This window comes from Sphingomonas sp. P3_C6, assembly GCF_056402595.1.
In genome coordinates this window covers 43,167-68,425 of the sequence record NZ_JBFUHB010000015.1, presented here as the reverse complement: position 1 = coordinate 68,425, position 25,259 = coordinate 43,167, and the positions used below count along the sequence as shown (strand labels likewise).

At 63.6% G+C, this 25,259-nt stretch carries 23 protein-coding genes and 1 pseudogene; 14 read left to right on the top strand and 10 right to left on the bottom strand.

The genetic code is table 11. The annotated features are described in order from the left end of the window. Positions 1-46 precede the first annotated feature (46 nt). The gene (locus tag AC1DT7_RS15150) at positions 47-259 is read left to right on the top strand and encodes a hypothetical protein (protein ID WP_478036857.1); all 213 of its coding nucleotides are present in this window, start codon (positions 47-49) and stop codon (positions 257-259) included. 19 nt (positions 260-278) lie between these two features. Here the strand turns inward: AC1DT7_RS15150 and AC1DT7_RS15145 are convergent, their stop codons facing one another. Next, entirely contained in the window at positions 279-2,066 is a 1,788-nt protein-coding gene (locus AC1DT7_RS15145) for an aspartyl protease family protein (RefSeq protein ID WP_478036856.1), read from the bottom strand. A gap of 155 nt (positions 2,067-2,221) precedes the next feature. Next, positions 2,222-2,374, bottom strand: a complete 153-nt coding sequence (locus AC1DT7_RS15140) for a hypothetical protein (protein ID WP_478036855.1) — start codon at positions 2,372-2,374, stop codon at positions 2,222-2,224. A 181-nt stretch (positions 2,375-2,555) separates the two neighbouring features. Here AC1DT7_RS15140 and AC1DT7_RS15135 point away from each other — a divergent pair, with 181 nt between their 5' ends. Next, a complete protein-coding gene (locus AC1DT7_RS15135) occupies positions 2,556-2,858 on the top strand; it encodes a hypothetical protein (protein WP_478036854.1) in 303 nt (100 codons plus the stop codon). Positions 2,859-2,903: 45 nt separating this feature from the next. On the opposite strand, the gene msrA is transcribed toward AC1DT7_RS15135, so the two are convergent. Both msrA and msrB read right to left on the bottom strand, forming a co-directional pair. Next, positions 2,904-3,413: a peptide-methionine (S)-S-oxide reductase MsrA gene (gene msrA, locus AC1DT7_RS15130; protein WP_478036853.1), complete on the bottom strand. Its 510-nt coding sequence runs from the start codon at positions 3,411-3,413 to the stop codon at positions 2,904-2,906. Further along, positions 3,410-3,859, bottom strand: coding sequence for a peptide-methionine (R)-S-oxide reductase MsrB (msrB, locus tag AC1DT7_RS15125; RefSeq protein ID WP_478036852.1), 450 nt, complete (start codon positions 3,857-3,859; stop codon positions 3,410-3,412). The genes msrA and msrB overlap by 4 nt, the downstream gene beginning before the upstream one ends. 161 nt (positions 3,860-4,020) lie before the next feature. Between msrB and AC1DT7_RS15120 the strand changes: the two genes are divergently transcribed. The 4 genes from AC1DT7_RS15120 (at position 4,021) to AC1DT7_RS15105 (ending at position 7,898) form a co-directional block, all read left to right on the top strand. Next, positions 4,021-4,995 carry a hypothetical protein gene (locus AC1DT7_RS15120; protein ID WP_478036851.1) on the top strand — a complete coding sequence of 325 codons (975 nt, stop codon included), beginning with the start codon at positions 4,021-4,023 and terminating at the stop codon, positions 4,993-4,995. A gap of 255 nt (positions 4,996-5,250) precedes the next feature. Continuing rightward, positions 5,251-6,321, top strand: coding sequence for an aspartate-semialdehyde dehydrogenase (locus AC1DT7_RS15115; RefSeq protein WP_478036850.1), 1,071 nt, complete (start codon positions 5,251-5,253; stop codon positions 6,319-6,321). A gap of 165 nt (positions 6,322-6,486) precedes the next feature. Then, positions 6,487-7,569, top strand: a complete 1,083-nt coding sequence (locus tag AC1DT7_RS15110; RefSeq protein ID WP_478036849.1) for an alpha/beta fold hydrolase — start codon at positions 6,487-6,489, stop codon at positions 7,567-7,569. Between the two features lie 110 nt (positions 7,570-7,679). Further along, positions 7,680-7,898: a hypothetical protein gene (locus tag AC1DT7_RS15105; RefSeq protein ID WP_478036907.1), complete on the top strand. Its 219-nt coding sequence runs from the start codon at positions 7,680-7,682 to the stop codon at positions 7,896-7,898. Here the strand turns inward: AC1DT7_RS15105 and AC1DT7_RS15100 are convergent. Together AC1DT7_RS15100 and AC1DT7_RS15095 are read right to left on the bottom strand one after the other, a co-directional pair. Beyond that, a pseudogene (locus AC1DT7_RS15100) lies at positions 7,823-7,993 on the bottom strand (class I SAM-dependent methyltransferase); the annotation flags it as partial. The gene AC1DT7_RS15105 and the pseudogene AC1DT7_RS15100 sit on opposite strands and share 76 nt — an antisense overlap. 232 nt (positions 7,994-8,225) lie before the next feature. Further along, on the bottom strand, positions 8,226-8,663 hold the full coding sequence (locus AC1DT7_RS15095; RefSeq protein ID WP_478036848.1) for a hypothetical protein: 438 nt from the start codon (positions 8,661-8,663) through the stop codon (positions 8,226-8,228). A 119-nt stretch (positions 8,664-8,782) separates the two neighbouring features. Here AC1DT7_RS15095 and AC1DT7_RS15090 point away from each other — a divergent pair, with 119 nt between their 5' ends. The 3 genes from AC1DT7_RS15090 (at position 8,783) to AC1DT7_RS15080 (ending at position 12,828) form a co-directional block, all read left to right on the top strand. Next, positions 8,783-9,055: a hypothetical protein gene (locus tag AC1DT7_RS15090; protein ID WP_478036847.1), complete on the top strand. Its 273-nt coding sequence runs from the start codon at positions 8,783-8,785 to the stop codon at positions 9,053-9,055. A gap of 83 nt (positions 9,056-9,138) precedes the next feature. Beyond that, the gene (locus AC1DT7_RS15085; protein WP_478036846.1) at positions 9,139-9,525 is read left to right on the top strand and encodes a response regulator; all 387 of its coding nucleotides are present in this window, start codon (positions 9,139-9,141) and stop codon (positions 9,523-9,525) included. A 561-nt stretch (positions 9,526-10,086) separates the two neighbouring features. After that, positions 10,087-12,828: an NACHT domain-containing protein gene (locus tag AC1DT7_RS15080; protein WP_478036845.1), complete on the top strand. Its 2,742-nt coding sequence runs from the start codon at positions 10,087-10,089 to the stop codon at positions 12,826-12,828. Positions 12,829-12,912: 84 nt separating this feature from the next. Here AC1DT7_RS15080 and AC1DT7_RS15075 read toward each other — a convergent pair whose 3' ends face one another. After that, entirely contained in the window at positions 12,913-15,216 is a 2,304-nt protein-coding gene (locus AC1DT7_RS15075; RefSeq protein ID WP_478036844.1) for an ATP-dependent helicase, read from the bottom strand. A gap of 564 nt (positions 15,217-15,780) precedes the next feature. Between AC1DT7_RS15075 and AC1DT7_RS15070 the strand changes: the two genes are divergently transcribed. After that, complete coding sequence (locus AC1DT7_RS15070; RefSeq protein ID WP_478036843.1) at positions 15,781-17,439, top strand: inorganic phosphate transporter; 1,659 nt, start codon at positions 15,781-15,783, stop codon at positions 17,437-17,439. 222 nt (positions 17,440-17,661) lie between these two features. Then, on the top strand, positions 17,662-18,924 hold the full coding sequence (locus tag AC1DT7_RS15065; protein WP_478036842.1) for an MFS transporter: 1,263 nt from the start codon (positions 17,662-17,664) through the stop codon (positions 18,922-18,924). Positions 18,925-19,264: 340 nt separating this feature from the next. Here AC1DT7_RS15065 and rsmD read toward each other — a convergent pair whose 3' ends face one another. Further along, on the bottom strand, positions 19,265-19,816 hold the full coding sequence (rsmD, locus tag AC1DT7_RS15060) for a 16S rRNA (guanine(966)-N(2))-methyltransferase RsmD (RefSeq protein ID WP_478036841.1): 552 nt from the start codon (positions 19,814-19,816) through the stop codon (positions 19,265-19,267). A 3-nt stretch (positions 19,817-19,819) separates the two neighbouring features. Beyond that, complete coding sequence (locus AC1DT7_RS15055) at positions 19,820-21,127, bottom strand: pseudouridine synthase (RefSeq protein WP_478036905.1); 1,308 nt, start codon at positions 21,125-21,127, stop codon at positions 19,820-19,822. Between the two features lie 233 nt (positions 21,128-21,360). Between AC1DT7_RS15055 and AC1DT7_RS15050 the strand changes: the two genes are divergently transcribed. Continuing rightward, entirely contained in the window at positions 21,361-21,792 is a 432-nt protein-coding gene (locus tag AC1DT7_RS15050) for a response regulator (RefSeq protein WP_478036840.1), read from the top strand. Between the two features lie 45 nt (positions 21,793-21,837). Here AC1DT7_RS15050 and AC1DT7_RS15045 read toward each other — a convergent pair whose 3' ends face one another. Next, entirely contained in the window at positions 21,838-22,977 is a 1,140-nt protein-coding gene (locus tag AC1DT7_RS15045) for an aromatic ring-hydroxylating oxygenase subunit alpha (protein ID WP_478036839.1), read from the bottom strand. Positions 22,978-23,041: 64 nt separating this feature from the next. On the opposite strand from AC1DT7_RS15045, the gene AC1DT7_RS15040 reads away from it, so the two are divergent. Together AC1DT7_RS15040 and AC1DT7_RS15035 are read left to right on the top strand one after the other, a co-directional pair. After that, positions 23,042-24,424 carry an AmpG family muropeptide MFS transporter gene (locus tag AC1DT7_RS15040; RefSeq protein WP_478036838.1) on the top strand — a complete coding sequence of 461 codons (1,383 nt, stop codon included), beginning with the start codon at positions 23,042-23,044 and terminating at the stop codon, positions 24,422-24,424. Further along, positions 24,421-25,170, top strand: a complete 750-nt coding sequence (locus AC1DT7_RS15035; RefSeq protein WP_478036837.1) for a tetratricopeptide repeat protein — start codon at positions 24,421-24,423, stop codon at positions 25,168-25,170. Before AC1DT7_RS15040 ends, AC1DT7_RS15035 begins: the two co-directional genes overlap by 4 nt. Positions 25,171-25,259: the final 89 nt, after the last annotated feature.

Here is a 25,259-nt window from a genome sequence, read left to right as displayed (position 1 = left end):
CGGCGCGCCATCAGTCCATTGCCGTTGACAGGTTAGGAGAAATGCCATGGCGGAAATAGCCCGCGACACCCCTGATATCCCGAGCGAAAACGGCAAACGGGCATCGATCGATTCCGCGACGGGACAGGTTCATGGCAGCGGTGTCGGCGCCGGCGGCGGCAGTTCCGGCGAGGATTATGACAATGACAGCGCGTCCGGCGATGGCCCGGTGCCGCTGCCCGGCCAGCCGATTGGGGCAGGCAAGGACTCAGGAAAGTAGCGTCTGAATTCCCGGTCCGCTATTCTGGCACGTCCAATCCCATCTTCTTCGCCTGTCTCGGCAGGTCTTTTCGAAAGGCGATGGCCGCCGCGATATCGGCCTTGCCCTGTTCGGCCATGCCCTTTTTCTGCTCGACGATTCCACGGCCGTAGAGCGACCACGCCATTTTCGGTTCGATTGCCAGTGCCGCATTGTAATCGGCCAGCGCCTTGTCGAGATCGCCATTGCGCAGATGGGTGAGGCCACGACTGTCGAGATAAGCCGCCGTCCGGGGACGCAGCCTGAGGGCACGGTCGCAATCGCTGATCGCCTTGTCCAGATCGCGGCCGGCGCGTGCCCGTGCCCGGCATCGGCTGTTGAGTGCGCTCGGCAGACGATTGTCGTCGGGATGGGCGGCGATCCAGCGATCATATTGCGGGATCGATGCGTCGGGATCATCCAGATCCTGATAATAGTTGGCGATCTTCAGGCGCATATCGGAGGCGTCGGGAAGCGCCCGGTCGGCTGCCACGAGGTCGCTACGGGCGCCGATCGGGTCGCGGGTCCGCAACCGCGCCGATGCCCGGAGCAGCAAGGCTTCGGGATAATCCGGCCTGAGGCTGACGGCGCGGTCCAGATCGGACCTGGCCTCCACCGGCTTGCCGGTGATCAGCAGGGCGAGCGCGCGCTGGAAACGATATTCGGCATTGTCTGGCGCAAGCTCGACGGCGCGGTTCATGTCGGCAAGGGCGCCCGTCTCGTCACGTCGAGCGGCGCGGGCATTGCCGCGCTGGCTGAATTCCTGCGCGGTCTTGGGGGCGGTGGCGTCTTCGCCTTCTCCGGTCGCCGACGCTGCCTTCTTCTCCTCGGCAGCGGCCATTTCCGCGGCGCGTTTCACGCTGAGGTCGAACACCGGGCCGCCATTATAGGTGAAGAACATCTGCCGCTGCGTGTTGGACACATAGACCCGGTGCGACAGGAAGAAGTCGGCGCCGATCAGCATGTCGAAGGAGACATCGCCGAGATCGGCGAAACGCAGGCGGATCTTGCGGATCTCCTCGTCGCCGATCTTGAGGCTCTGGAACGGGCCGATCCAGCTCTGGGAAAAACGCCGCCCGATGCCGCCGACCGATCCCGCGGCCGAGACGCCCTCCATGTCCGGCTTGATCCCGGCGCGCGCGGCGGCCGCCTTCGTCATCATCGTCGTCGGCGCTCCGGTATCGAAGACCGCGCGGATTTTCACGCCGTTGAGGAATACCGTGCCGGCCGTGTGCGGGGCGCCGAGGGTGGGGGATTCGATCTCGAGCATCGACACCGCAATGTTCTTGCCCGTGGCCCAATAGGCCAGGTTCACATTCTTGCAGTCCTTCGATTTCATCAGCCGGACCGCGCCGCCGTTGAAATCATATTCGGCGTCGCCGATGCCCAGCACATTCTGCCCGAGCAGGCCGATGCTGCCGCTCTCGCTGCCGCCGACCAGGAACTCCACATTGTGCAGCGTCGCCTCGCCGATGCCGAAATCCTTCACCTTGCCGATCGACATGCGGGCTTCGCCGCCGATCCCGGTCACGCGAAGATTTGCCGGCGCGGCGGTAAGCCGCAGATCGAGTTCGGCGGCCGAACCGGGTGAGATGGAACTGTAGAATGCGCCGCTATCGACGATGAATTTCACGTCCTTGCCGTTGATCTTCGCCGGGGCCAGCGGGCGCAGACCGGACATGGTGACCGGCAACTGGAGCATCTGCCCGACCGAGCATTTGGCCTGGGCCGTGGCAGGGAGGGCGAGGAGAACCGCAACCAAAGCGGCCAAGACGATCGGGGGCCTCACCTACTGTCCTTCTACCACTACGCCTGAATGCTTGCACACTGGTCGCGCGGGACCGGCGTCCGGTCAACAGGACATTGGGTGAATTCGGTGTCATCCAGCGGGAGGTGTGTTTGACGCTCCGCTGGCTGCGTGGGGCTAAGTCTTTGGCGTTACGTTCACGCAGGAACTGCCTTGCCGCGCGCCGCGATCAGGTTCTTCAGCACGGCGACCCGCTGGCGCTCCCCGGTCCAGTCCCTGGAGGGCTGCGCCTGGATCTGATCGAGCAGGGCGCGCAATTCCTTTTCCCATTGTTCGCCGTTGATGGACATCGCTCTTCCTCTCTTCTTGTTGTCCCGTGCAAAACGAAGAGGGCACATAGGGGGTTCCAACACTGTCCAGCGGTTCAGCCGCCCAACCGAACCCATCGACCTTCACGAAACCTTCACGCAACCTTAAGGTCGGTCCATCGGTTCTGGCGGCATCACTGTGTCAGGCCCGGAGCACCCACCAATGCGTAAAGCCCTTCTCGCGTTCAGCGCCTTCTCGCTCGCGATCCCCGCTACCATGGTGCTGCCCACCAGCGCGGCGGAGGCGCGGCCCAGGCATCATTACAATCACGGCACCTATCGCCATCACGGATGCCGCCCATCCAAGGGGACTACCGGGCTCGTGGCAGGCGGGGTCGGCGGTGCGCTGGTCGGCCGGTCGATCCTCGGCCACGGATTGCTCGGCACGGTGGCCGGCGGTGTCGGCGGCGCCTTTGCCGGTCGCGCGATCGACCGGACGATCACCGCCAAGCACCGCTGCCGCTGATCAGGCGGCCGATACCGCGGGGGAGGCTCCTCCCCCGCGTGACTTTCAGACCGCGTCGGCGCGGTGCGGCAGCTTCCAGCCCGGCCGGACGAAGTGACAGGTATAGCCGTTCGGGATTCGCTCCAGATAATCCTGGTGCTCGGGCTCCGCCTCCCAGAAGTCGCCGGCCGGGGTGACTTCGGTCACCACCTTGCCGGGCCACAGGCCCGAGGCGTCGACATCGGCGATAGTGTCCTCGGCCACAGCCTTTTGCTCCGGGCTCGTGTAGAAGATCGCCGAGCGGTAGCTCGCGCCGACATCATTGCCCTGGCGGTTCTTCGTGCTCGGATCATGGATCTGGAAGAAGAATTCGAGCAGGTTGCGGAAGCTCGTCACCTCGTTGTCGAACACGATCTCGATCGCCTCGGCATGATTGCCATGGTTGCGATAGGTCGCATTGGGCACCTCCCCGCCGGAATAGCCGACGCGGGTCGAGATCACGCCGGGCTGGCGGCGCACAAGATCCTGCACGCCCCAGAAGCAGCCACCGGCGAGGATTGCGGTTTCCTGGCTCATGCGATTTCCTCCACCTGGTCGAGATAGGCACCATAACCCTGCGCCTCCATCTCGTCGCGCGGCACGAAGCGGAGCGAGGCGGAGTTGATGCAATAGCGCAGGCCACCGCGGTCGCGCGGGCCATCGTCGAACACATGGCCGAGATGGCTGTCGCCATTGGCCGAGCGCACTTCGATGCGCACCATGCCGAGGCTGGCGTCGCGCAGCTCGCTCACATTGGCGGGCTCGATCGGCTTGGTGAAGCTCGGCCAGCCGCAGCCGGATTCATATTTGTCGGACGATGCGAACAGCGGCTCGCCGGAGACGATATCGACATAGATACCGGCCTCCTTGTTGTTCAGATATTTGCCCGTGCCGGGGCGTTCCGTCCCGCTCTTCTGCGTGACGTAGAATTCTTCGGGGCTCAGGGCGGCGATGGCCTCGGCCGTCTTGCGATACTCGGACATTGGGTACCTCCGTTTCGCTGCGGGATATGGGGTGGCGGATCGGGTTCTTCCAGCAGTGAAATGACGTGGAGTGCGTCCTTATCCGAGAGTATGGCCGGGGTTGCGTGTTTTTGGTTTGTTCTTATGATCGGTGCTAACTGAAGCAGCGTCTATCGGGGAGCATGATGGGCCGATTTGCACTTCTTCCGATGCTGTTCTTGACGGCCTGTACGCAGTACGCGAAGCCGACGCCGCGGGAGACAAGTGCCGCCGAGCCGAAAGCGACGGCGAACGCGGCCATCAATGACGATGACGCCCCCGAGCCGGCCATCGCTATCACGCCCAGGCAGGGAACCATCGCCGTGAAGTCCTTGGTGCGGGGATATTCCCTGATCGCCACGGATGCGGTGCCGAGGATCGAGCGGGCGACGACGAGCGTCGCGATGTGCGACGATTGGGGCGAGATCGATCCCAAGACGCCAGGCGGCCAAACCGCAAAGGCGCTGGGCTGGCGCGTGACTGGCGAACAACCGATCGGAACCCTGACGGCCGTCACCATTCTGCGCCGTTATCAGCGGTGGCCCGGTATCCCCTGTATGCCGCTCAGCAGCAACATTGCGTTCTTCGATGCGGGAAAGGTGGTTGCCATCCTCCATCCGGAACCTGATCCATTTCTGGCCCCGGCAGACTTCGAAAGAATGGCGGACGGCAATTTGCGTATATGGACGACGACACCGGCACCGCCGGTCGGCGACCTGTCCTTTGACGGAAAGACGCTGCGTCTCTACGCGACTGCACCCGTCGATACGGTATGCGACGGCCAGGTTAAGATACCAAATTTGTTCAGAAAAACGATTCAGCAAGCGCGCGCGATCGTTATGAAAGCCGGCTGGAAGCCCTATCGTCCGAACGGGCCGATCGACCGGGAGGCCGATGAGAGCGAATATAACCGCTACTATCGGGAAGGCGTCACCGAGATAGATCACTGCGCGATCAGTAGTGTCGGGCAGTGTCTGTTCTATTACAGATCGCCTCATGGTGTGTTGCGCATCGAGACGGGGCAATTGAACGATGCCGCATGGGAAGGGGTGCTTTTCTATGACCTGCAATGCCGTGACCGCTCCGGCAAGCTGGAGAAGGCGCCGTGGGGGGCCTAGAACATCCGATCATTGATCCATGGCGCCCCGCCTCTTGTACCCGGTTTACAGCCCCGCGCTTTCCTCTTATCGGGCCGCGCATGTCCATGATGGTCAAAACGATTAGCCCGAAGCCGACCCGCATTTGCGGGGCGGTCCGGTCGTGCTGACGCTTAACCGTTAGGCACCTGGACAAAGCCCCGCGGAAACGCGGGGCGGCCGACACGGCCAGATCAGCACACCCCGCGCCTCCGCACAGACAGGAGACGCAGTGATATGACCTTTTCCCAAAATTCAGCCGACCGCCCCGCCGGCCTTCCCAATGTCGGCATCGTCGGCGCGACCGGCCTGGTCGGCGGCATGATGCTGACCATGCTCGCCGAGCGTGACTTCCCGCTGGCGTCGCTGCGGCTGTTCGCGTCGAGCCGGTCGGCCGGCACGCGCCTGCCTTTCCGCGATACCGAGATCACGATCGAGGACGCATCGACCGCGGATTTCGCGGGGCTCGACATCGTGTTCTTCTCGGCCGGCGGATCGACCTCGAAGGCGCTGGCGGAAAAGGTCGCCGCGGCCGGCGCGGTGGTGATCGACAACAGCTCGGCATGGCGGAGCGACCCCGCGGTGCCGCTGGTCGTCGCCGAGGTGAACCCGGAGGCGTTGCGCTCGATCCCCAAGGGCATCGTCGCGAATCCCAATTGCACGACCATGGCGGCGATGCCGGTGCTGAAGCCGCTGCACGATGCGGCCGGGCTCAAGCGGCTGGTGGCGAGCACCTATCAGGCGGTGTCCGGCGCCGGCATGGAGGGCGTGAACGAGCTCGACCGGCAGATCGCGGTTGCCGGCGACGACCGCGCGGCGCTCGCGCTCGACGGTGGCGCGACGGACTTCGGCGACCTGCGCAAATGGGTGGTGCCGATCGGCTACAACGTGGTGCCGTTCAACTATGTGCTGGCCGAGGACGGCTATACCGAGGAGGAGATCAAGCTGCGCGACGAGAGCCGCAAGATCCTCGACCTGCCCGGCCTGCCGGTCTCCGCGACCTGTGTGCGGGTGCCCGTGTTCACCGGCCATTCGCTGTCGATCAATGTCGAGTTCGAACGGCCGATCTCGGCCGCGGAAGCGACCGAACTGCTGCGCCGCGCGCCCGGCGTCGAACTGGCCGAAGTCCCCAATCCGCTCGCCGCGGCGGGCAAGGACCCGGTGTTCGTCGGCCGGGTGCGGCGCGACCCGACGGTCGAGCATGGGCTCACCCTGTTCCTGAGCAACGACAATCTGCGCAAGGGCGCCGCCCTGAACGCGGTGCAGATCGCCGAGGTGCTGCTCCGCGATCGGGTCGCCCTGGGCTGATCCAGCCGCCCTCCGTCGCGCCGCGCGCACCGGCATTGGCCGGCGCGCGCGGCGCTGATCGCGCTGATGCCATGCCATCTTGCGCGGTGTATTATTCAAGTGATACACTGTGCCCCGATATCGCGGCCTGCTCGCTAGAGGGCCTGACGCGACCGGGAGAGTCATATGACGAAAAGACGCCATCTCGCCTTGGCGGGCGTAGTTCTTGGGTTGGCCATTTCGACCACCGCGGCGGCGCAGACGCCGAACGAGACGTTCGGCAATGTCCGCAAGCTGGTCACCAGCGACGCGATCCAGACGGAGGGATTGGTCGAGATCGGCGGCATCAAGCAATGGATTTCGGTCAGGGGCCGCCACAAGGCCAATCCGATCCTGCTGTTCCTCCATGGCGGGCCGGGCTTCACCGTGTCCCCGGTCAGCTATTATTACATGCGGGACTGGGAGGAATATTTCACCGTCGTGCAATGGGACCAGCGCGGCGCCGGCAAGACCTACGCCGCCAACACACCGGCGGCGATGCGCCCCGGCATGACGGTCGACGCCATGGTGGACGATGCCGAACAGCTCGTCGCCTATCTCCGCAAGACCTATGGCAAGGATCGCATCGTCCTGATGAGCCATTCCTTCGGGACGCTGCTCGGCGTGAAGCTCGCACAGCGGCGCCCGGAATGGCTCCACGCCTATGTCGGCATGGGCCAGTTCGTCGATTTCCAGCGGAGCGAGGCGCAGGGCTATGACGCGACCCTCGCCGCCGCCCGAGCGGCCCATAACGACAAGGCCGTTGCCGACCTGCTGCGCATCGCGCCGTTTCCGGACAAGGCACGGCCCGAACGGAACCTGCAAAATCTGGGCACGGAACGGCAATGGCTGGCGACCTATGGCGGCTATTACTGGCCCGGCGGGCTCGGTCACAATGCCGAGATCGCCCGGTTCAGCCCCGATTACAGCGCGGAGGAACTGAAGCAGCGGGACGAGGCGCAGGCCTTCAGCGACACGGCGATGTGGGGCGAACTGGGCACGGTGGATCTCTCGCGGCAGACCCGCTTCAGGACGCCGCTCATCCTGTTCCAGGGCAGGCACGATCGGGGAACCTCGTCAGCACTGGTCGCCGACTGGTTCACCCGCATCCGGGCGCCGAAGAAGCGGATCGTCTGGTTCGAGGATTCGGCGCACATGGTCTATGAGGAGGAACCCGGAAAGCTGCTGGCCAACCTGGTGAATGTGGTTCGGCCACTGGCGGCGGAATGACGGCGGCGGCGTAATATACCGGCTCCCGGACGTCGCTGACACTCGCGCCGATGAAGCCCGCAGTGTCGAGCGTTCGCCCGATCACATCCGGATCGCCGAGCGAAAACGCATTGGGCACCGACGAAGCGGCAGGCGCGGCGCTCGCGAGCGCGCGCCGGATCGCCATTGCCCATTCATTGGCGTCGAGTGTCTGCCACACGATCATCGTCAGACGCCCGCCATGCCGCAGGGAGCGCGCCAGATTGGCAAACGCAGCGGCGGGATCGACGAAAAACATCGTGCCGAACCGGCTGATCACGACGTCGAATTCCTGCGGCCGAAATGGATGAACCGCCGCATCCCCGCACAGGAGCGCCACATTGCCGAGCCAACCCGCATCGGCAAGCTCCCGCGCTCGCTCGATGATCGGTGCGGAAATATCCACGCCCAGCACTGCCAGCCTTTGCCAGGCGCGCCGCTTCGCGCGCGGTCAGCCCGGCGCCGCATCCGACATCGAGGACCCTGTCGCCGGGGCCGATGCCCCACGCGCGACGCAGCACCTCATGGTGGCGCTGAAGTTCGGTATCGTAATCGACGCGGCCTGTGGTCGGCATACAATCCATCAGTAAATCGCAAACCAGGGTGCCGCGATGATGGGGCGCCAACGTCAACGCGCCTCACATCTTGCGAAAAACATAGTCCTTGATGTCATGAGCGCCGAGCAGATGCAGGGCATATGCCTCATGGATGGCGGGCATCGCCTCGCTATTCTTGTTGAAGAAGACATACACGGCGTTGTCGCCGAAGACGACATGGCCGCGGCTGACCCTGATACCGCGATCGACCTCGATATATGCGCCCATTTTGCCATCGGCGACGGTGTAGCGGGCGGTATCGGATCCGGTCGAAATCAGCCCGTCGCGGAGAATCAGCGGTGCGCAACAGGCGTTTTTGTACGTGCCGTTTGCCCAGGATTGCGGCGTCGGAACGTATCGCGGCGACACCAGATAGATCAGGCCGACGACGAAGATCAGCCCCGGTATCAGCACCAGGGCAAGGGCCTGGGCGAGCGCAGCGTGGGTCGCATCGTCTTCGGGGGTGTTCTTCCAGTGCATCAGGAAAAATAATATGGCGGAGACAGGCAGTAAAGAGGCCGCCGTGCGACCGTAAAGCCATTCGCTTTTCGGCAAGGATTGCAGGCTAGGCTGCCCCGTCGAACCGGAGGCGACCGTCCTTGATCGAGATCGAAGTCCAGAACGAGACGCACCAGACCCAGGTCACGCTTCGCTTCGCCGCCGTCCCGCGGATCGGCGAGGGGCTGCGCCTGCGCGAGCCGGACGGCTTCTGGGCGTCCTATGACGTGATCGACCTGTGGTACCAGAAGGCCGAGTTCGGCGAGATCTGGGTGCCCTATATCCATGTCCGCATGACCGAGGCCGACCAGGCCGTGGTCGCCGCGGCAAGCCAGGTCCTCAGTCAGCGGGGGCCGCAGCCATTCAGGGTCTGATCAAGCGCCTGCGGAGCCCGGCGGCCATCGGCCGATCCGCGCCGCTCCCCGAGGAACCCGCGCCACAGGCAGCGGCCGAACCCGTGCCCGCCGCACCGCCGCGCCAGCGCCGCTGTCTGCTGGTCGAGGATTCGCGGGTGATCCGCAAGGTCGCGCACCGCATCGTCTCCGGCCTGGGCTATCAGGTGATCGAGGCGGAGAATGGCGAGGAAGCGGTCGCCCGCTGCAAGGCGGCGATGCCCGACCTGATCCTGCTCGACTGGGAAATGCCGGTGATGAGCGGCGTCGAATTCGTCGCCGCGCTGCGCCGGATGCAGGGCGGGGCGGCCCCGAAAGTGGTGTTCTGCACCTCCAAGGCCGAGACGACCGACATCTACCAGGGCATCGGCGCCGGTGCCGACGAATACGTCACCAAGCCGTTCGACGAGCGGACGTTGCTGGGGAAGTTGCGGCGGATCGGGGCGGCGTAAAGCGGGCCGAGCCAGTTCGCTTCTGCAGTCATCCCGTCAAAGCGTTCCGCCCAAAGTTGTGGGCCGTGCAGGACGCGCAGTAATTCCAATTTATCGGCCTTGAGTCGGTAGGGAACGACATGGGCGTGCCGCCCACCACTAGTTCCCGCTTCCCCTTCGGTACAACCCGGACCTCCGCGGGCAGCTCCGAACGTGGTGTTCTGTGCCCCAAAGCCGAGACGGCTGACATGTATCGGGGCATCGGCGCCGGTGCCAATGAATATGTCACCGAACTGTTTGACCAGCAGACGTTGCTGGCCAAAATGCGGCGGATCGGGACTGTATAGTGCGGATGCCAAACCCAGTTGGCGTCCGTTAAAATGTATCGTCACGTATGCCCTGTATCAAACTCGTCTAGCGCCGAAAAGCGCGGTGCCACGGCATCAGTTTAACAATCAGGTGTCCGATGCTGCGACTCCCTCCAAAGCTTGACCTAGATGCAAACTCATTGAATAACGGTCATCAATATAGCAAGGGGGATATATGTCGAGCGCTACTCCATCGATAGGAATGGGACGGACCTTGAAGCTTAGCGTGGATTGGCGAGCACTAATTACCAATTTCAGTGATGCGTTGGTGCAAGGTTTTGCCACGGCGCACGGGATTACTGATGGAGTATCTAGTGCTATAAGTGCCCTTATAAATGTAGCCGGATCTGTAAAAATAGCCGACGATCCAGAGCAAAAAGCTTGGCAGTTGTTTTGGTTGTCATTCGGGTGGACGCTCGATGAACTTCGGTCGGAAGGCGGCTTCAAGGATGATGGGCTACGGGGCGTCGTTAAGGACGCGCTAGAAGACGCTAGAAAAAAAGCTGATGATTCCTCTCTAGTCATTCCTGTTTCTTTCTTGTCGCGGCCAACAACGCTGCCGCTCTACAAGGTGGTTCGGGATGAATTTGTGTTGCGCAGCAGTGAGTTTCGTTCAAGCGGAGAGGAGAGTGTGGAGCGGTTGAGCGCTCGATTCGATTCGGCTTTTAATCGGGCGGTATTCGAAATATGGGCGCGCCGGGCGGAAACATTTCAATCTCTATTTCTTGCTCTTGCCGCTCCGGGAGTTGAATCTAATACTCTCGAGATACAATGGTCTGCATATCGTGAAAAATTGATATATGATTTTGAAGTCAGGCCAGTATTTGGTCAGGAGAAAACAAAAATTTCTCTAGCGCAGTTGTATATTCCTCTTCGCGGGGCTTGGTTTGAATATGGAAAGGATGGTCATCCCCCGTCAGGAAGTCATACAATTCGGTTGGATGATGAGCTGGACGATTGGGTTAAGAATCCTAAACCGGATGATGACCTAAAACTGATCGGAGGGGGGCCGGGCAGCGGAAAGTCGACGACTTTAAAGTCTTTCGCGGCAAGGCAGGCGCTGAGGCCTGAGGTTCGCCCGCTGTATGTTCCGTTGCAGCATATTAGTATGGACGGAAATCTAAAGGACGCTATCAATCTTTACTTTACAGATAGAACGGAAGGGGCGTTCAGTCAGCCACCGCTTGCGCGTAATGCAGTAGAAGATGGCCCTCCATTGGTATTAATATTTGATGGGCTCGATGAGATCTCACGTCCCGGGGAGGGGGCGGATGAAGTTGCAAACCTATTCCTTAGTAAATTGGACCAGATGGTATCGTCGTTGCGTGGGGAACTGAATAAGCCTGTGTTCGTTATTGCGGCCGGTAGGATGCCATCTTTTCAAGCGGCAAAGAAGTTTCGGAGCGGCTCGGATAGAAGTGCAATCGAGGTTATGGGATATGCTCCAAATAGTAATCGGGGTGACGGCGGTATAGCGGCGCTCGATCAGCGGACGCTATGGTGGGGTAAGTATTCTTCTCTAACAGGTGCGTCGGCGGATGTGCCTGCGGCTCTTTCTGATTCTAGGCTAACGGATATTACTAATGAACCTCTATTATGCTATTTGCTAGCTCTGTCGGGTTTTGCTGTAGATAATTGGGAGGCTGCTGCAGAAAACAGAAATAGAATATATGAGAAACTTATTGATGAGGTTTGGAAACGGGGCTGGGGCGATGGTGGAAAAATTCAGAATCGCCAAGGGCCGGGAAAAAATTTACGTCAGAGTAGCTTTAATCTTCTGATGGACGCGATAGCTTTGGCTGCTTGGCGCGGTGGTGACACGCGAGTGGCTACTGAGGATTCGTTTAATGCGTCTGTAAAAATTATGCACGCGGACGAAGCGTGGAACGAGTTCAAAGTAGATGGTGGCCAGAAAATTGCTAACCTAGCGATGAATTTTTACCTGAAAGCGGCGGATGCAAGTCATCGCGGTTTCGAGTTTACGCATAAAAGTTTTGGCGATTACCTCTCTGCGCGAGCGATCATTGCAATCGCATATGAGGTATCTGCACTCACAGAGCGTCACACTGATTTGGCGATGCAGAAGTGGCTTGAATCAACTTCGAGTGGAGTTTTGACTGGCGAAATACTTGATTACATGAGGGATGAGATTCGCTTAATTGTCACTCGGCCCGACGAGGGTGTCTCCTTTGTTGAAAAGATTTTTCAGTCTTTCTCTAAGATGGCCGCTGTTGTCCTCGTGGAAGGACTTCCTGCGCACAAGGCGAGCGCTGAAAACTGGCGTCAGGCGGCACGTCAGCAAAAGAATGCTGAGGTAATGATTTGGGCTGTGATTAATTCTTGCGCTAGGGCTCTGCACGCAAGTTCAAGTTCGTTTGAACTAATTCGCGTTGGTTTTGAAAAAAATGAGTCTCTATTTAAGCAGCTCCTGGTAAGGGTGCATTCTGGAGATGAGAATAACTCTCCCGTCGGAAGGTGTTTTTCTCACATTTTTGCTACCGGATCAGATCTGTTTGGCTTAAACTTGTCGGAAGTTGACTTGTCTTTCTCTGACCTAAGTGACGGAAATTTAAACGGAACGCATTTGATGCGATCGAACATGCGCGGTTGTAAGCTGCATAAAACCACATTTCAACGCGCCAACTTGGATCGCGCGAATTTTTTAGAAGCTGAGTTTGAAGACACAAATCTTGTGGATGCCAGGGTCGTGGAATCTAATATTTTTTGGGAAAGCGAAGGGACCGTCAGAGTAAGCGCTAGGACCATGTTTGATTTTGATCGTAGGCGAAAATTTGATCATTCACGCTTTACATTCGATATTGCAAGTACCCATCCAAAGGAACTGAAGTGGGATGCGCGGGCTGCTTGGATAGAGAACCTCCGTAAGTCTAATCGTAATATGATAAAAGATGATGATAGCCAAAATGAAGACGGAGTTCCGTGGGATGAAGAGTAGGCGATGTCGTAGAAGCGAAGTATTATAAATCCTGAGGTGCAGTAAAATATTTTTGTTGGGCTATGGAAAGTGAGTTTAAGCGCCTCACCCCAAACTCACAAAACTATCCATAACCCGCTTCCGCCCGGCGCTCTCGAAATCGATCTCCAGCTTGTTCCCCTCGATCTCCGCAATCTCCCCATAGCCAAACTTCTGGTGAAACACCCGCATCCCCACGCTCAGATCGTCACGCCCCTTGTTCCCGATACTCACCGCGCTCGCCCGAGCCTCCACCACCCGTGATGGCTCCCGCGTAAAAGTCCGGCTCGTGAACCCGCCGCCATTCGGCATCACCCCCGCCGCGCGCTGCCACCCCGGCCCACGCCCGGTCCCGCGGCCCACATCGGCAAAGGGATCGGCGCGTTCGGACCAGTTGGCGCGCCACAGGCTTTCGCCGCCGCTCATCGAATTCTCTTCCTCGATATGCGGCTTGGGCAGCTCGCCGACGAAGCGGCTCGGGATGCTCGATGTCCACTGGCCATAGATGCGGCGATTGGCAGCGTGCAGGATGAACGCTTTCCGCCGGGCGCGCGTAATCGCGACATAGGCGAGGCGGCGTTCCTCCTCCAGCGACGCGAGCCCGCCCTCGTCGAGCGAGCGTTGCGACGGGAACAGCCCTTCCTCCCAGCCGACCAGGAAGACGGTGTCATACTCAAGGCCCTTGGCGGCGTGGATCGTCATGATCGTCACCTTGGCCTCGCCCGCCTGCGCCTCATTGTCCATCACCAGGCTGACATGCTCCAGGAAGGCCCCGAGATTCTCATACTCCTCCATCGCGCGGACGAGCTCGGTCAAATTCTCCAGCCGCCCGGCTGCCTCGGCCGATTTCTCGTTCTGCCACAGGGCGGTATAGCCGCTCTCGTCGAGGATCTGGCGGGCCAGCTCGGGATGGGGCAGCTCGCCCGCCATGCTACGCCAGCGCGCCATGTCGCCGACGAGATTGCCGAGCGCCCGGCGGGCGGCCCCGGTCAGCTCGTCGGTGTCGAGGATCCGCGCGGCGGCAACGGTCAGCGGCACGCCCTCGGCGCGGGCGAGCTGGTGGACCTTCTGCACCGCCTTGTCGCCAAGGCCGCGCTTCGGCGTGTTGACGATCCGTTCGAAGGCGAGGTCGTCGGCCGGCTGCGCGACGACGCGCAGATAGGCGATGGCATCGCGGATCTCGAGCCGTTCGTAGAAGCGCTGCCCGCCCAGGATCTTGTGCGGCAGGCCGATGGTGATGAAGCGTTCTTCGAACTCGCGCGTCTGGTGCTGCGCGCGGACCAGGATGGCGATGTCGTCGAGGCTCTTGCCGGCGCGCTGGCAGGATTCGATCTCCTCGCCGACCCGCCGCGCTTCCTCCGGGCCGTCCCATACGCCGAGCACACGCACCTTCTCGCCATCGCTCGCGTCGGTCCAGAGCGACTTGCCGAGCCGGCCGCTGTTATTGGCGATCACGCCCGATGCCGCGGCCAGGATGTGCGGGGTGGAGCGGTAATTCTGCTCCAGCCGGATCACCTTCGCGCCGGGGAAATCCTTCTCGAACTTCAGGATATTCTCCACCTGTGCCCCGCGCCAGGAATAGATCGACTGGTCGTCGTCGCCGACGCAGCAGATGTTCTTGCGCTCCTGCGCGAGCAGGCGGAGCCAGAGATACTGGACGCTGTTGGTGTCCTGATATTCGTCCACCATGATATATTTGAAGCGGCGCTGATAATCGGCGAGCACGTCGCGGTCGCGCTTCAGGATGGTCAGCATGTGGAGCAGCAGGTCGCCGAAATCGCAGGCGTTGAGCGCCTTCAGCCGGGCCTGATACTGCGCATACATCTCGCGGCCCCGGCCATTGGCGTAGAGCTCGCTTTCGCCGGCGTCGATGTCGGCGGGGGTGAGGCCCTTGTTCTTCCACTGGTCGATCAGCCCGGCGAGTTGCCGCGCCGGCCAGCGCTTCTCGTCCAGATCGGCGGCGAGGATCAGCTGCTTCAGCAGGCGGAGCTGATCGTCGGTGTCGAGGATGGTGAAGTTGCTCTGCAGCCCGACCAGCTCGGCATGGCGGCGCAGCATCTTCGCGCCGATCGCGTGGAAGGTGCCGAGCCAGGGCATGCCCTCCACCGCATCGCCGACCAGCCGCCCGACCCGGTCGCGCATCTCCCGCGCCGCCTTGTTGGTGAAGGTGACCGACAGGATCTCCGACGGCCAGGCCTTCCGCGTGAACAGCAGGTGCGCCAGCCGCGCGGTGAGCGCCGCCGTCTTGCCCGTGCCGGCGCCGGCAAGCACGAGCACCGGCCCCTCGGTGGTGAGCACGGCCTCACGCTGCGGGGTGTTGAGACCCTGGATATAGGGCGGGTCGTTAGGCGAGGGCGCGGGGAGAGTCATCAGTGAACAGGTAGGGAACGCGGACGCGGGGAGCAAGCGCGCTTAAACTCCCTCTCCCGGYGGGAGAGGGAAGGGGCCCAAGCGAAGCTTGGGAAGGGTGRGGGTGATTTTGAAGTCCCGCTTGCCAATCACCCTCACCCTCCCATTGCTCCGCAATGGGCCCCTCCCTCTCCCGCTGGGAGAGGGGATTAAGTGCAAACTCCCTTGCTCATGAGGAAGACATTCGCCCCGTTTCTCCTCGTCACCCTTCTACGGCGACGATGAATCGTAGGAAGTCGTATCGATGATTTTACGGCGAACTCCGCTCATCGGCGGCAGGAGCCGCAGCTATCTATGACGGCCGGCTCGCCAAGCCTGACGCGCCCCGGCGAAGGGAACAAGACGGCAAGGGTACTGGCGGAGTCGCCATCCCGTCGCTATGTGCGCGGCGCAATGCGGGGGCGGCCAGTCGGGGAAACCGGCGGTTGCAGAGAGGCCTGCGTCCCTTGTCGACTCCTCTCCGTAACCTCCATCTCTCACCCTGTGTCATCAACCTGTCACATAAGCGCGCAAAGCGGTTTTACCATGGCAACGATAGTTTCAGCGCTCCCCGAGTCGGTCGAGCGCCCGTCAAGCGGGCCCCGGCTCGACCAGTCGATGCACCCCGCCGGGCGCTGGCTGTTCCTCGCGGTGCTGGTGGGCGGACTCGCCTATGCCGGGTTCAGCATCTTCGCCGACACCGCGGAAGTCGGCGAGCAGATGGCGACGGGGGTGTTCCTGTTCCTCGGCCTCGCGCTGCTGATCGCGCTGGGCTTCGAGTTCGTTAATGGTTTTCACGACACCGCCAATGCCGTCGCCACGGTGATCTACACCAATTCCATGCCGGCCCATCTGGCGGTCGTGTGGTCCGGCTTCTTCAATTTCCTCGGCGTGATGTTCTCCAGCGGCGCGGTCGCCTATTCGATCATCACGCTGCTGCCGGTCGACCTGATCCTTCATGTCGGCAGCAATGCCGGGTTCGCGATGATCTTCGCGCTGCTGCTCGCGGCGGTACTGTGGAACCTCGCGACCTGGTATGTCGGTCTGCCCAATTCCTCCAGCCACGCGCTGATCGGCTCTATCCTGGGCGTCGGTTTCGCCAACCAGCTCCTGTCGGCCAGCCAGGGCGGCACCTCGGGCGTCGACTGGAGCCAGGCCTACAAGATCCTGACCGGCCTGTGGATGGCGCCGCTGATCGGCTTCTTCGCCGCGATGCTGCTGCTGTTCGCGATGAAGCTCGTGCTGCGCAACCCGAAGCTCTACAGCGAGCCGGAGGCCAATGCGCCGCCGCCACGCGGCATCCGCGCGCTGCTGATCGCGACCTGCACCGCCGTCTCCTTCGCCCATGGCGGCAATGACGGGCAGAAGGGCATGGGCCTGATCATGCTGATCCTGATCGGCTGCGCCCCGACCGCCTATGCGCTGAACCGCACCATGCCGGAAAGTGCGACGCCGGCCTTTGTCGCCAGCGCCACCTCGGCCGCGAGCGCATTCGGCGCACATGCCGGTCCCGCCGGCGCCAATGGCGACGTGACCGTCGCGCGCGAGACGCTGACTCACGCCCTCCAGGCCAAGAAGGCGAACAGCCCCGAGGTCTATGCCGCGGCTGCCACGCTGTCGCGTGACGTCAGCCAGCGTATCGGCGGCTATGGCTCGCTGGAAAAGGTGCCGGCCGCCGCGACGCCGAACCTGCGCAACGACATGTATCTGGTGCTCGATTCGACGCGGCTTGCGACCAAGGACAAGGACGCAGCGGCAAAGACCTTCTCCGAACCCGAGCTCAAGTCGATCAGCGCCTATCAGGCCAATCTCGAACAGGGCACGCGCTACATCCCGCTCTGGGTGAAGATCACCGTGGCGCTGGCGCTCGGCCTCGGCACGATGGTCGGCTGGAAGCGCATCGTCGTCACGGTGGGTGAACGGATCGGCAAGACCCACCTGACCTATGGCATGGGCGCCTCGGCCGAACTCGTCGCCGCCGGCACGATTTTCGCCGCCGAGCATTACGGCCTGCCGGTCTCGACCACCCACATCCTGACCAGCGGCGTCGCCGGCGCATCGGTGGCGAACGGCGCCGGCCTGCGCGCCCGGACCATCGCCAGCATGGCGCTCGCCTGGGTCATGACCCTCCCGGCCGCGATGCTGCTGGCCGGCGGCCTCTACTGGCTGATGCTGACGCTGCTGGATACCTTCGCCACGCGTTGATTTTTCCTCTCCTTCTGAACTCCCTCTCCCAGCGGGAGAGGGAAGGGGCCCAAGCGAAGCTTGGGAAGGGTGAGGGCGAACGTGGTTTGTCCATTCATCCGTCACCCTCACCCTCCCACTCGGCTGCGCCGAGCGGGCCCCTCCCTCTCCCAAGGGGAGAGGTGTAAGCGGAAGAGAGAATAGTTTCTTGACCGGAAGGATCGCACACGCGAACCACCGATCATGACGTCGCTCCCCATGACCGCGCACAAGCGCGTCCTGCTCGCCAGCCTGATCGGGACCTCGGTCGAGTTCTACGATTTCTACATCTACGCGACGGCCGCTGCGCTCGTCTTCGGGCCGCTGTTCTTCCCGGCCGAGGATCAGGGCGCGCAATTGCTGCTGTCCTATGCCAGCTTCGGCCTGGCCTTCATCGCGCGACCGGTGGGCGCCGCGATCTTCGGCCATTTCGGCGACCGGATCGGGCGCAAGTCCACCCTGGTCGCCTCGCTGATGCTGATGGGCGGATCGACCGTCGCGATTGCCTTCCTGCCGACCTATGCGCAGATCGGCTGGGTCGCGCCGCTGATCCTGTGCCTGTTGCGCTTCGGCCAGGGGCTTGGCCTTGGCGGCGAATGGGGTGGGGCCTCGCTGCTCGCGGTGGAGAATGCACCGCCGGGATGGCGCAACCGCTATGGCATGTTCCCGCCGCTCGGCGCGCCGGTCGGCTTCATCGCGGCGAACGGCTTCTTCCTGATCCTCGGCGCCACGCTTACCGACACGCAGTTCCGCGAATGGGGCTGGCGGCTGCCGTTCCTGGCGAGCGCCGTGCTGGTCGCGCTCGGGCTATGGGTGCGCCTCAAGCTGACCGAGACGCCCGCCTTTCTCGAAGCGGCGAAGGAGGAGAAGCTGCCGCGCGTGCCGATCGTCGTGCTGTTCCGCGATCACCTCCGCCCCACGCTTGCCGGCATCTTCGGCGTGGTGGCGTGTTTCGCGCTCTTCTATCTCGCGACCGCCTTTGCGCTTGGCTACGGCACGACGACGCTCGGCCATAATCGCCAGGCGTTCCTCGCGGTCGAACTCGCTGCGATCCTGTTCCTCGCCTTGGGCGTGATCGTCGCGAGCGTGTTGGCGGATCGGCGCAGCGCCCAGACAATGCTGCGCTGGGGCTTTGCCGGCGCTGCGGTCGCGGGGCTGCTCATGGGGCCGATGCTCGGCGCCGCATCGCTCCTTGTCGTGTTCCTGTGGCTCGCCTTCGCGCTGTTCGTGATGGGCTTCGCTTATGGCCCGCTCGGCGGCTGGCTGCCCGAACTCTTCCCGGCCGAGGTGCGCTACACCGGCGTGTCGATGACCTTCAATGTCGGCGGAATCCTGGGCGGCGCGCTCGCCCCGATCGCGGCGTCCTGGCTCGCGGCCAAGGGCGGGCTCGGGCTGGTCGGCGTCTATCTGCTGGTTGCGGGGCTGCTCAGCTTCGGCGGGCTGGCGCTGCTGCGCAAACCGCGCTGAAGGCGCGACGATTCAATCCGGCCCCGCCGGTGGCTAAACCCCTTGATGCACGCGGCACGAGGGGCCTCAAGTAAAGCCGGAAGAAATTCCGATACCCCTCGCATAATTCGGCAAATCATTTGTCCGAAGTGCTGTTGGAGGGAGTCGAGTCATCGCGACTATAGCCGGTCGAGCGGATACGAACAGCGCAAGGCCTCATGGCGAGGCTGCGTGCAGCCGCCAAATAGCGCGCGATTTTCGCTCCCTCGTAAGTGCCTCGCATAATTCCGCGATGACTTGCCGCTGCGCCCTGGCTGTCCAACACGAATACGGTCACGACGCCGCAGGGCAGGCCCCTATATCAGGCGCTCCGCCGCAACAGGGTGATCTTCATCTTGCCATGCGTGCGTTCGGCGTCGGTGGCGAACCCGTCGACCTCGACCGTCTCGGTCTTGGCGGTCTCGATGCTGATCCACGTCGCGTCGCTCACCCAGCCAAGCCGGTTGAGCTTGTCCAGCGCGACCATGCCGGCGCCGGTGCCATAGGGCGGGTCCATCAGGATCACGTCGAGCGGCTGGGTCGCTGGCGGCAGCGCCAGCACCGATTGCGCGCGGACATCGGCGCCGATCTTCGCGCCGCCGCTGAGCTTGGCGATATTGGTTTTCAGCGCATCGATCGCCGGGCGGTCCTGCTCGACGAAGACGCACGACGCAGCCCCGCGCGACAGCGCCTCCAGCCCGAGCGCGCCAGATCCGGCGAACAGGTCGGCGACGGCCAGGCCTTCGAAGCTGCCGAGCCGGCTCGTCAGCATGGAGAACAATGCCTCGCGGGTGCGGTCGGCGGTGGGGCGGGTGGCGTCGCCCTTGGGGGCGATGATGGCGCGGCCGCGCCACAGGCCGGAGATGATGCGCATGACTTATTTCCGGGTGCGGGGCTTGGACTTGGGTTTTGCCCAGCCGGTCTTGGGACGGGGTTTGCCGGCCGGCTTGGCCGGGCGGGCATCGGACGGAGCGTCGTCGCGCGGCGGGCGCGGCGGCTTGGCGCGCACGTTGCGGCCGAGCTCCGGGTTGAACACGCGCGTCGGGCGGCCCTCTGCGGCTGGCGCTGCCTTGCCGCCGCCCTTCGGCTTCGCGTCGTAGAAACGCTTGGGCTTCACGCCTGCCGGGGCAGGGCGGGCGGCGCGTTCCTCGGCAGGGCGGCTGTCGCGCGGGGACCAGGTCGAGCTCTTGGTGTCGCCATCGCGGGGCGCGCGGCGCGCCGGACGGACGTCGAACGCAGCGCGGTCGGCCTTTACCGCGTCCTCGCGGGTGATGCGGGCAGGGCGGACGGCCCGCTTCGGCGCTTCCTGCGCAAGGCGTGCATCGCGGGCGGCGGCGGGCCGCTCTTCATGCCGCGGGCCCGCGCGGACGGGGCGCGGAGTCCGCGGGCTCTCGGATACTGGGCGGGGCACGGGCGACGCGGAACGACCCTGCGGCGATACCCCGCGCGGCTGCTTCAGCCGGTCGCCCGGGACCGGGGAGGGGGCCGGCGCGTGGCGCTTCAGTTCGGGCGCGGTATGCTCCGGCGTGATGTTCTTGGTCGGGTTCTTGCGGAACGCGATCACATCGACCTGACGTACCTCGCCGACCTCGCCCACGGGCAGGTCGCTCAGCAGGAACGGGCCGTACCGCGTGCGGATCAGGCGCGAGACGCGCAGGCCGAGATATTCGAGCACGCGGCGGACTTCGCGGTTCTTGCCCTCGGTCAGGATCATCTCGATCCATACATTCGCGCCGGTGCGCCGTTCGAGGTTCGCGTTGATCGATCCGTAGCGCACGCCCTCGATCTCTACGCCGTGGATCAGTTCCTCGAGCTGCGTCTGGGTCACCGCGCCATAGGCCCGGGCGCGATAGGCGCGCTCGACACCGGTCGCCGGCAGTTCGAGCTGGCGCTTCAACTCGCCATCGGTGGTGAGCAGCAACAACCCCTCGGTATTGAGATCGAGCCGGCCGACGGGGACGAGGCGGGGAAGATCCTTGGGCAGCTTGTCGTAGATGGTCGGGCGGCCGGCCGGGTCGCGCTCGGTGACGAGCAGGCCGCTCGGCTTGTGATAGAGGAACAGCCGCGCTGGCGCCGCTGCCTGGACCGGGTTGCCGTCGACCGTCACGCCGTGGAGCGAGGTGAGGATGGTCGCGGGCGTATCGATGACGGTGCCGTTGAGCGCGACGCGCCCTTCGGCGATCATGCGCTCGATTTCGCGGCGCGAGGCGATACCGGCGCGGGCGAGCAGCTTGGCGATACGCTGCTGCTCCTTGGATTCTCTGAAAATGGACACAGGGGCGCTGATACCGCTTTTCTTCGTCGCCACATGAAAAAAATGTGCGCCCGATCCCGTAGCCGAGCGTTAAGGGACGGATGCGTAACAAGGCTGGGGGAAATTGCTCCCCGCAGCTCAGTAACAAAGGCGGGTGCCTGACGATGTTGTTCGGCAGGAAGAAACGGCGCATTTCGCGGTTGTTGATCGTCGAGGACGAGCCCTTGGTCGCGTTCGACACGGAACATTTCCTGCGCGAGGCGGAATTCGAGATCGTCGCCACCGTCGACCGCGTCGCCACGGCCCAGGAAGTGATTCGCACCGCCGAGGATCTCGATCTGGTGCTGGTCGACATCAGCCTTGCCGACGGCAGCGGTCTGGATGTGGCGCATGCGGCCCACAAGGCCGGCGTGCCGGTGCTGTTCGTGACCGGCGCCTGCCCGGAAGGCGCGCGCGACGTTGCGGCGGGCTGCCTCGCCAAACCCTATGCGCAACGCGACCTGCTCGCCGCGATCAACGCCATTGAGGCGGTGATCGAAGGCAAGAAGCCGAAGAAGCTGCCGCACGGCTTCAGCCTGTTCGACCAGGCGGCTTGATTCAAACCTTCCGCTCCTCGTGAGACAGGAGCATGATGACAGGGTTTACAGCCGCGCTTCGACCTGATCATGAAACGCCCGGATCCCGCTCTCCAGCGTGCCGAGCGTCACCCGCTCGATCGCACCCGACGCCAGCCCTTCCTGCCCGAGGGCAGCCGCACGGAAATCCTCCGCCGCGAAGACGCCGCCATCGAGCAGGTTCCAGCTCTTCTCCCAATGTGCCAGCGCCTTCTCCGTCTCGGGCGCCTCGGGGATCAGCATGAAGTCCTCCACCAGCACGCGGCCTTCCGACTGCGGCATCAGCACCATCAGGTTCATATAGTCGGGGCTGACGATCAGCACCGTGCCCGGGAACATCTGATAGGTGTAGGTGATCGCCGAGCGCAGCGTCGGCCAGTCCTCGGCCGAGCATGCCGCCAGCGCCGCCTCGCGCCCGACCGCGGAGCGCTGATGCGGGCCGATATGGTCGCCGGTCGATACGCCGTCCTTGAAGAAGGGGCCGATCGTCGCCGCGTGGAGCCGCTGGACGTGATAGCTCTCCAGGAACGCATCCATGATCAGCTTCCAGTTCGCCGCCACATCGTGCGTGCGCCGGCGGAAAAGATGCTGCCCGGCAAGATCGAACGCATCGAAATCATGGCCAAGCGCGTCCGCCTCGGCGAAATCCGCATGCTCGTCGAACGCGAACCAGATCAGCCCGCCCGCCTCGCGGGTGGGCAGGCGTTTCAGGCCGAAGCTGCTTTTGTCGAGACCGGGAAAGCTGTCCGGACGCGGGAGGCCCGCCAGCGCGCCGTCGAGCGTATAGCTCCACGCATGATAGGGGCAGATCAGCCGCGGCGCGCAGACCGGCTCGCTGCCCTCGACCAGGCGGGTGCCGCGATGCTGGCAGACATTGAGGAACACCTGCGCCGTGCCCTGCCTGTCCCGGGCGATCAGCAAGGGCTTGCCGAAACCGTCATGTGGCACCGCCATATTGTTCTGCGGGAGCAGCGCGGACGGTGCGATGACCAGCGGGGCTTTCGAAAAAATGCGCGCCTGTTCAGCGGCATGGCGTTCGGGCGCCGTATAGGCGCGCGCGTCGACATGGGTGATTCCGCTGGTCGGCCGGGTGCCGCCGGCGGCAAGCTGCGCGGCGAGCGCAAGCTGGCCTTGCGTGGGCATGGTAATTGTCGCGGGCGCGTTCATCTCGCTTCCTCTCCCGATTTTTGACGCTAGTGTCTGCCCGATCAGGCCGGGGAGCAAGAGCGGGATGAGCGAACTGGAAATCGAACGGCCGGGCGGCTGGATGGACGGCGTCCGCCCCTATTTCGAAAAAGCGCCGCTGGCCGCGCTCGCGCTCGGCATCTCGTCCGGCTTTCCCTACGCGATGATCGGCGCGACGCTGACCACGCGTCTCGCGCAGGACGGTATCGACAAGAAGACGGTGACGGCATTCAGCCTGGCCTTCCTCGTCTATAATCTCAAATGGATCTGGGCCTGGGCGGTCGACGGTGTGAAGCTGCCGATCATCGGGCAACTGGGGCAGCGCGTGTCGTGGCTGCTCCTCGCCGGCGTGCTGGTGATGGCGGCGGTCGCGAACCTCGCGCTGATCGATCCCAAGGCGGATATCATGGCGGCGGCGATCGCCGCAATCCTGGTAGGCGCGGCGGGCGCGACCTTCGACATCGTGATCGACGCCTATCGCATCGAAATCCTCGAGCCGCGCCAGCTCGGCGTGGGCTCGGGCATGTCGCAATATGGCTGGCGGATCGGCTCGGCCGGCGCGGGCGCATTGGCGCTGGTGATCGCGGCACGCGGCGGCTGGGAATGGGCCTATCTCGCCTGCGCGATGCTGGCGCTGCCGGCGATGCTCGCGGGGCTGATCGTCGGCGAGCCGGTGCGGCACCGGCAGATTGCGGTGAGGCGCGGGGTCGGGGCGATGCTGGCCTCGATCTGGGGGCCGTTCGCACAATTCTTCACGCGGGAGGGCGCCGCTATCGTGCTGGCGTTCATCCTGATCCACAAGGTCGGCGACACGCTGGCCAATCTGACCTTCCGCCTGCTGTTCGACGACCTGAAATTCACCAATGACGAGATCGCCTTTTACGATGTCGGCATCGGTTTCTGGGCGTATCTGATCGGCATCTTCGTCGGTGGCGTGCTCTACGCGAAGATGGGCATGAAGCGGTCGGTGCTGCTGTCGCTGGTGCTGATGGCGGTCTCGAACCTGAGCTTCGCTGCCCTTGCCGCCGCGGGCCATTCGAATATCGGCATGGCCGGCGCTATCGGGTTCGAGAATTTCGCGAGCGGCTTTGGCGGCGTCGCGGTAGTCGCCTATTTCTCGGCGCTGACCGACCTTCGCTTCACCGCGGCGCAATATGCGCTGATATCGGCCGCGGCGAGTATCGTCGGGCGGTTCGTCACCGGCACGACCGCCGGCGGACTGATAGAAACCTTTGGTTATGTGAATTTCTACCTGCTCACCACGGTCATCGCCTTTCCGGGTGTGTTCCTGTTCTGGTGGATGATCCGGTCCGGCCTGGTCGATCGCTCGATCGGCAGCGCGGGGGGCGGTGAAGAGGAATCGGTTCCCGGTTCCGGCCCGCCTCAGCGCCCCGTGGTGGCGGAGGCATCGGAGCCGCCGGCGGCATGATCGTCTATCTCGCTGTCCTGGCGATCCAGGTGATGCTGATCATCGACGTGATCCGCAACGGGCGTAACCAGCTCTGGATCATGGCGCTGATGTTCCTGCCGGGGCCCAGCACGATCGCCTATATCGTCATCGAGGTCTATCCGCGGTTGCGCGGCAACCGGCACGTCCGCACCGTCCGGGCCAAGGCGGTGGCGGCGATCGACCCGGAACGCGAGGTGCGTGCCGCGCGCGACCAGCTCGACCTCGCCGATACCGCCGCCAATCGCATCCGGCTGGCCGATGCGCTTGCCGCCCTTGGCCGGTACGGCGAGGCGCTGCCGCTGCTGCATGAAGCGATCGAACGCGGGCCCGCCGATATGCGGACCGGCGAGAAGCTCGCTAGGGCGCAGTTCGAGACGGGCGACGGGGCGAGCGCGCTCGCGACGCTCGATGCCAATCCTCCGGCGAGTGCGCAGAGCGACCGCGATCGGCAGGGGCTGCTGCGGGCACGTATTCTCGAAGCGCTTGGGCGCAAGGAGGAGGCGCTGGCGATGTATGCGGATCTCGTCACCCGGCTGCCGGGTGAAGAAGGCCGATGCCGCTACGCCGCCCTGCTGCTCGATCAGGGATGGGACAAGAAGGCGCGCGTCGTGCTCGAAGAGGTGGAGGCACGGATGAAGCGGCTCGACCGGCAGCAGCGTGCGGCCGAAGCCGACATGTATCGCTGGGCGATGGACCGGCTCGGCGAGTTGCGCGCCGGGCGATAAGGAGCATCGGCCCGGCGGCCGACCATCGACATCTCGTCATGGAGTTCCTGAAGAGCGGGGCTTTCTGATCGCCCGAAGGCAAGTCGGCC

Coding starts and splice junctions, on each gene's coding strand:
- AC1DT7_RS15095 (WP_478036848.1), bottom strand. CDS start 8,663: ATGCACTGGAAGAACACCCCCGAAGACGATGCGACCCACGCTGCGCTC.
- AC1DT7_RS15075 (WP_478036844.1), bottom strand. CDS start 15,216: ATGACTCTCCCCGCGCCCTCGCCTAACGACCCGCCCTATATCCAGGGT.
- AC1DT7_RS15110 (WP_478036849.1), top strand. CDS start 6,487: ATGACGAAAAGACGCCATCTCGCCTTGGCGGGCGTAGTTCTTGGGTTG.
- AC1DT7_RS15055 (WP_478036905.1), bottom strand. CDS start 21,127: ATGATCGCCGAAGGGCGCGTCGCGCTCAACGGCACCGTCATCGATACG.
- AC1DT7_RS15150 (WP_478036857.1), top strand. CDS start 47: ATGGCGGAAATAGCCCGCGACACCCCTGATATCCCGAGCGAAAACGGC.
- AC1DT7_RS15135 (WP_478036854.1), top strand. CDS start 2,556: ATGCGTAAAGCCCTTCTCGCGTTCAGCGCCTTCTCGCTCGCGATCCCC.
- msrA (WP_478036853.1), bottom strand. CDS start 3,413: ATGAGCCAGGAAACCGCAATCCTCGCCGGTGGCTGCTTCTGGGGCGTG.
- AC1DT7_RS15050 (WP_478036840.1), top strand. CDS start 21,361: ATGTTGTTCGGCAGGAAGAAACGGCGCATTTCGCGGTTGTTGATCGTC.
- AC1DT7_RS15115 (WP_478036850.1), top strand. CDS start 5,251: ATGACCTTTTCCCAAAATTCAGCCGACCGCCCCGCCGGCCTTCCCAAT.
- AC1DT7_RS15045 (WP_478036839.1), bottom strand. CDS start 22,977: ATGAACGCGCCCGCGACAATTACCATGCCCACGCAAGGCCAGCTTGCG.
- AC1DT7_RS15065 (WP_478036842.1), top strand. CDS start 17,662: ATGACGTCGCTCCCCATGACCGCGCACAAGCGCGTCCTGCTCGCCAGC.
- AC1DT7_RS15040 (WP_478036838.1), top strand. CDS start 23,042: ATGAGCGAACTGGAAATCGAACGGCCGGGCGGCTGGATGGACGGCGTC.
- msrB (WP_478036852.1), bottom strand. CDS start 3,859: ATGTCCGAGTATCGCAAGACGGCCGAGGCCATCGCCGCCCTGAGCCCC.
- rsmD (WP_478036841.1), bottom strand. CDS start 19,816: ATGCGCATCATCTCCGGCCTGTGGCGCGGCCGCGCCATCATCGCCCCC.
- AC1DT7_RS15120 (WP_478036851.1), top strand. CDS start 4,021: ATGATGGGCCGATTTGCACTTCTTCCGATGCTGTTCTTGACGGCCTGT.
- AC1DT7_RS15035 (WP_478036837.1), top strand. CDS start 24,421: ATGATCGTCTATCTCGCTGTCCTGGCGATCCAGGTGATGCTGATCATC.
- AC1DT7_RS15140 (WP_478036855.1), bottom strand. CDS start 2,374: ATGTCCATCAACGGCGAACAATGGGAAAAGGAATTGCGCGCCCTGCTC.
- AC1DT7_RS15070 (WP_478036843.1), top strand. CDS start 15,781: ATGGCAACGATAGTTTCAGCGCTCCCCGAGTCGGTCGAGCGCCCGTCA.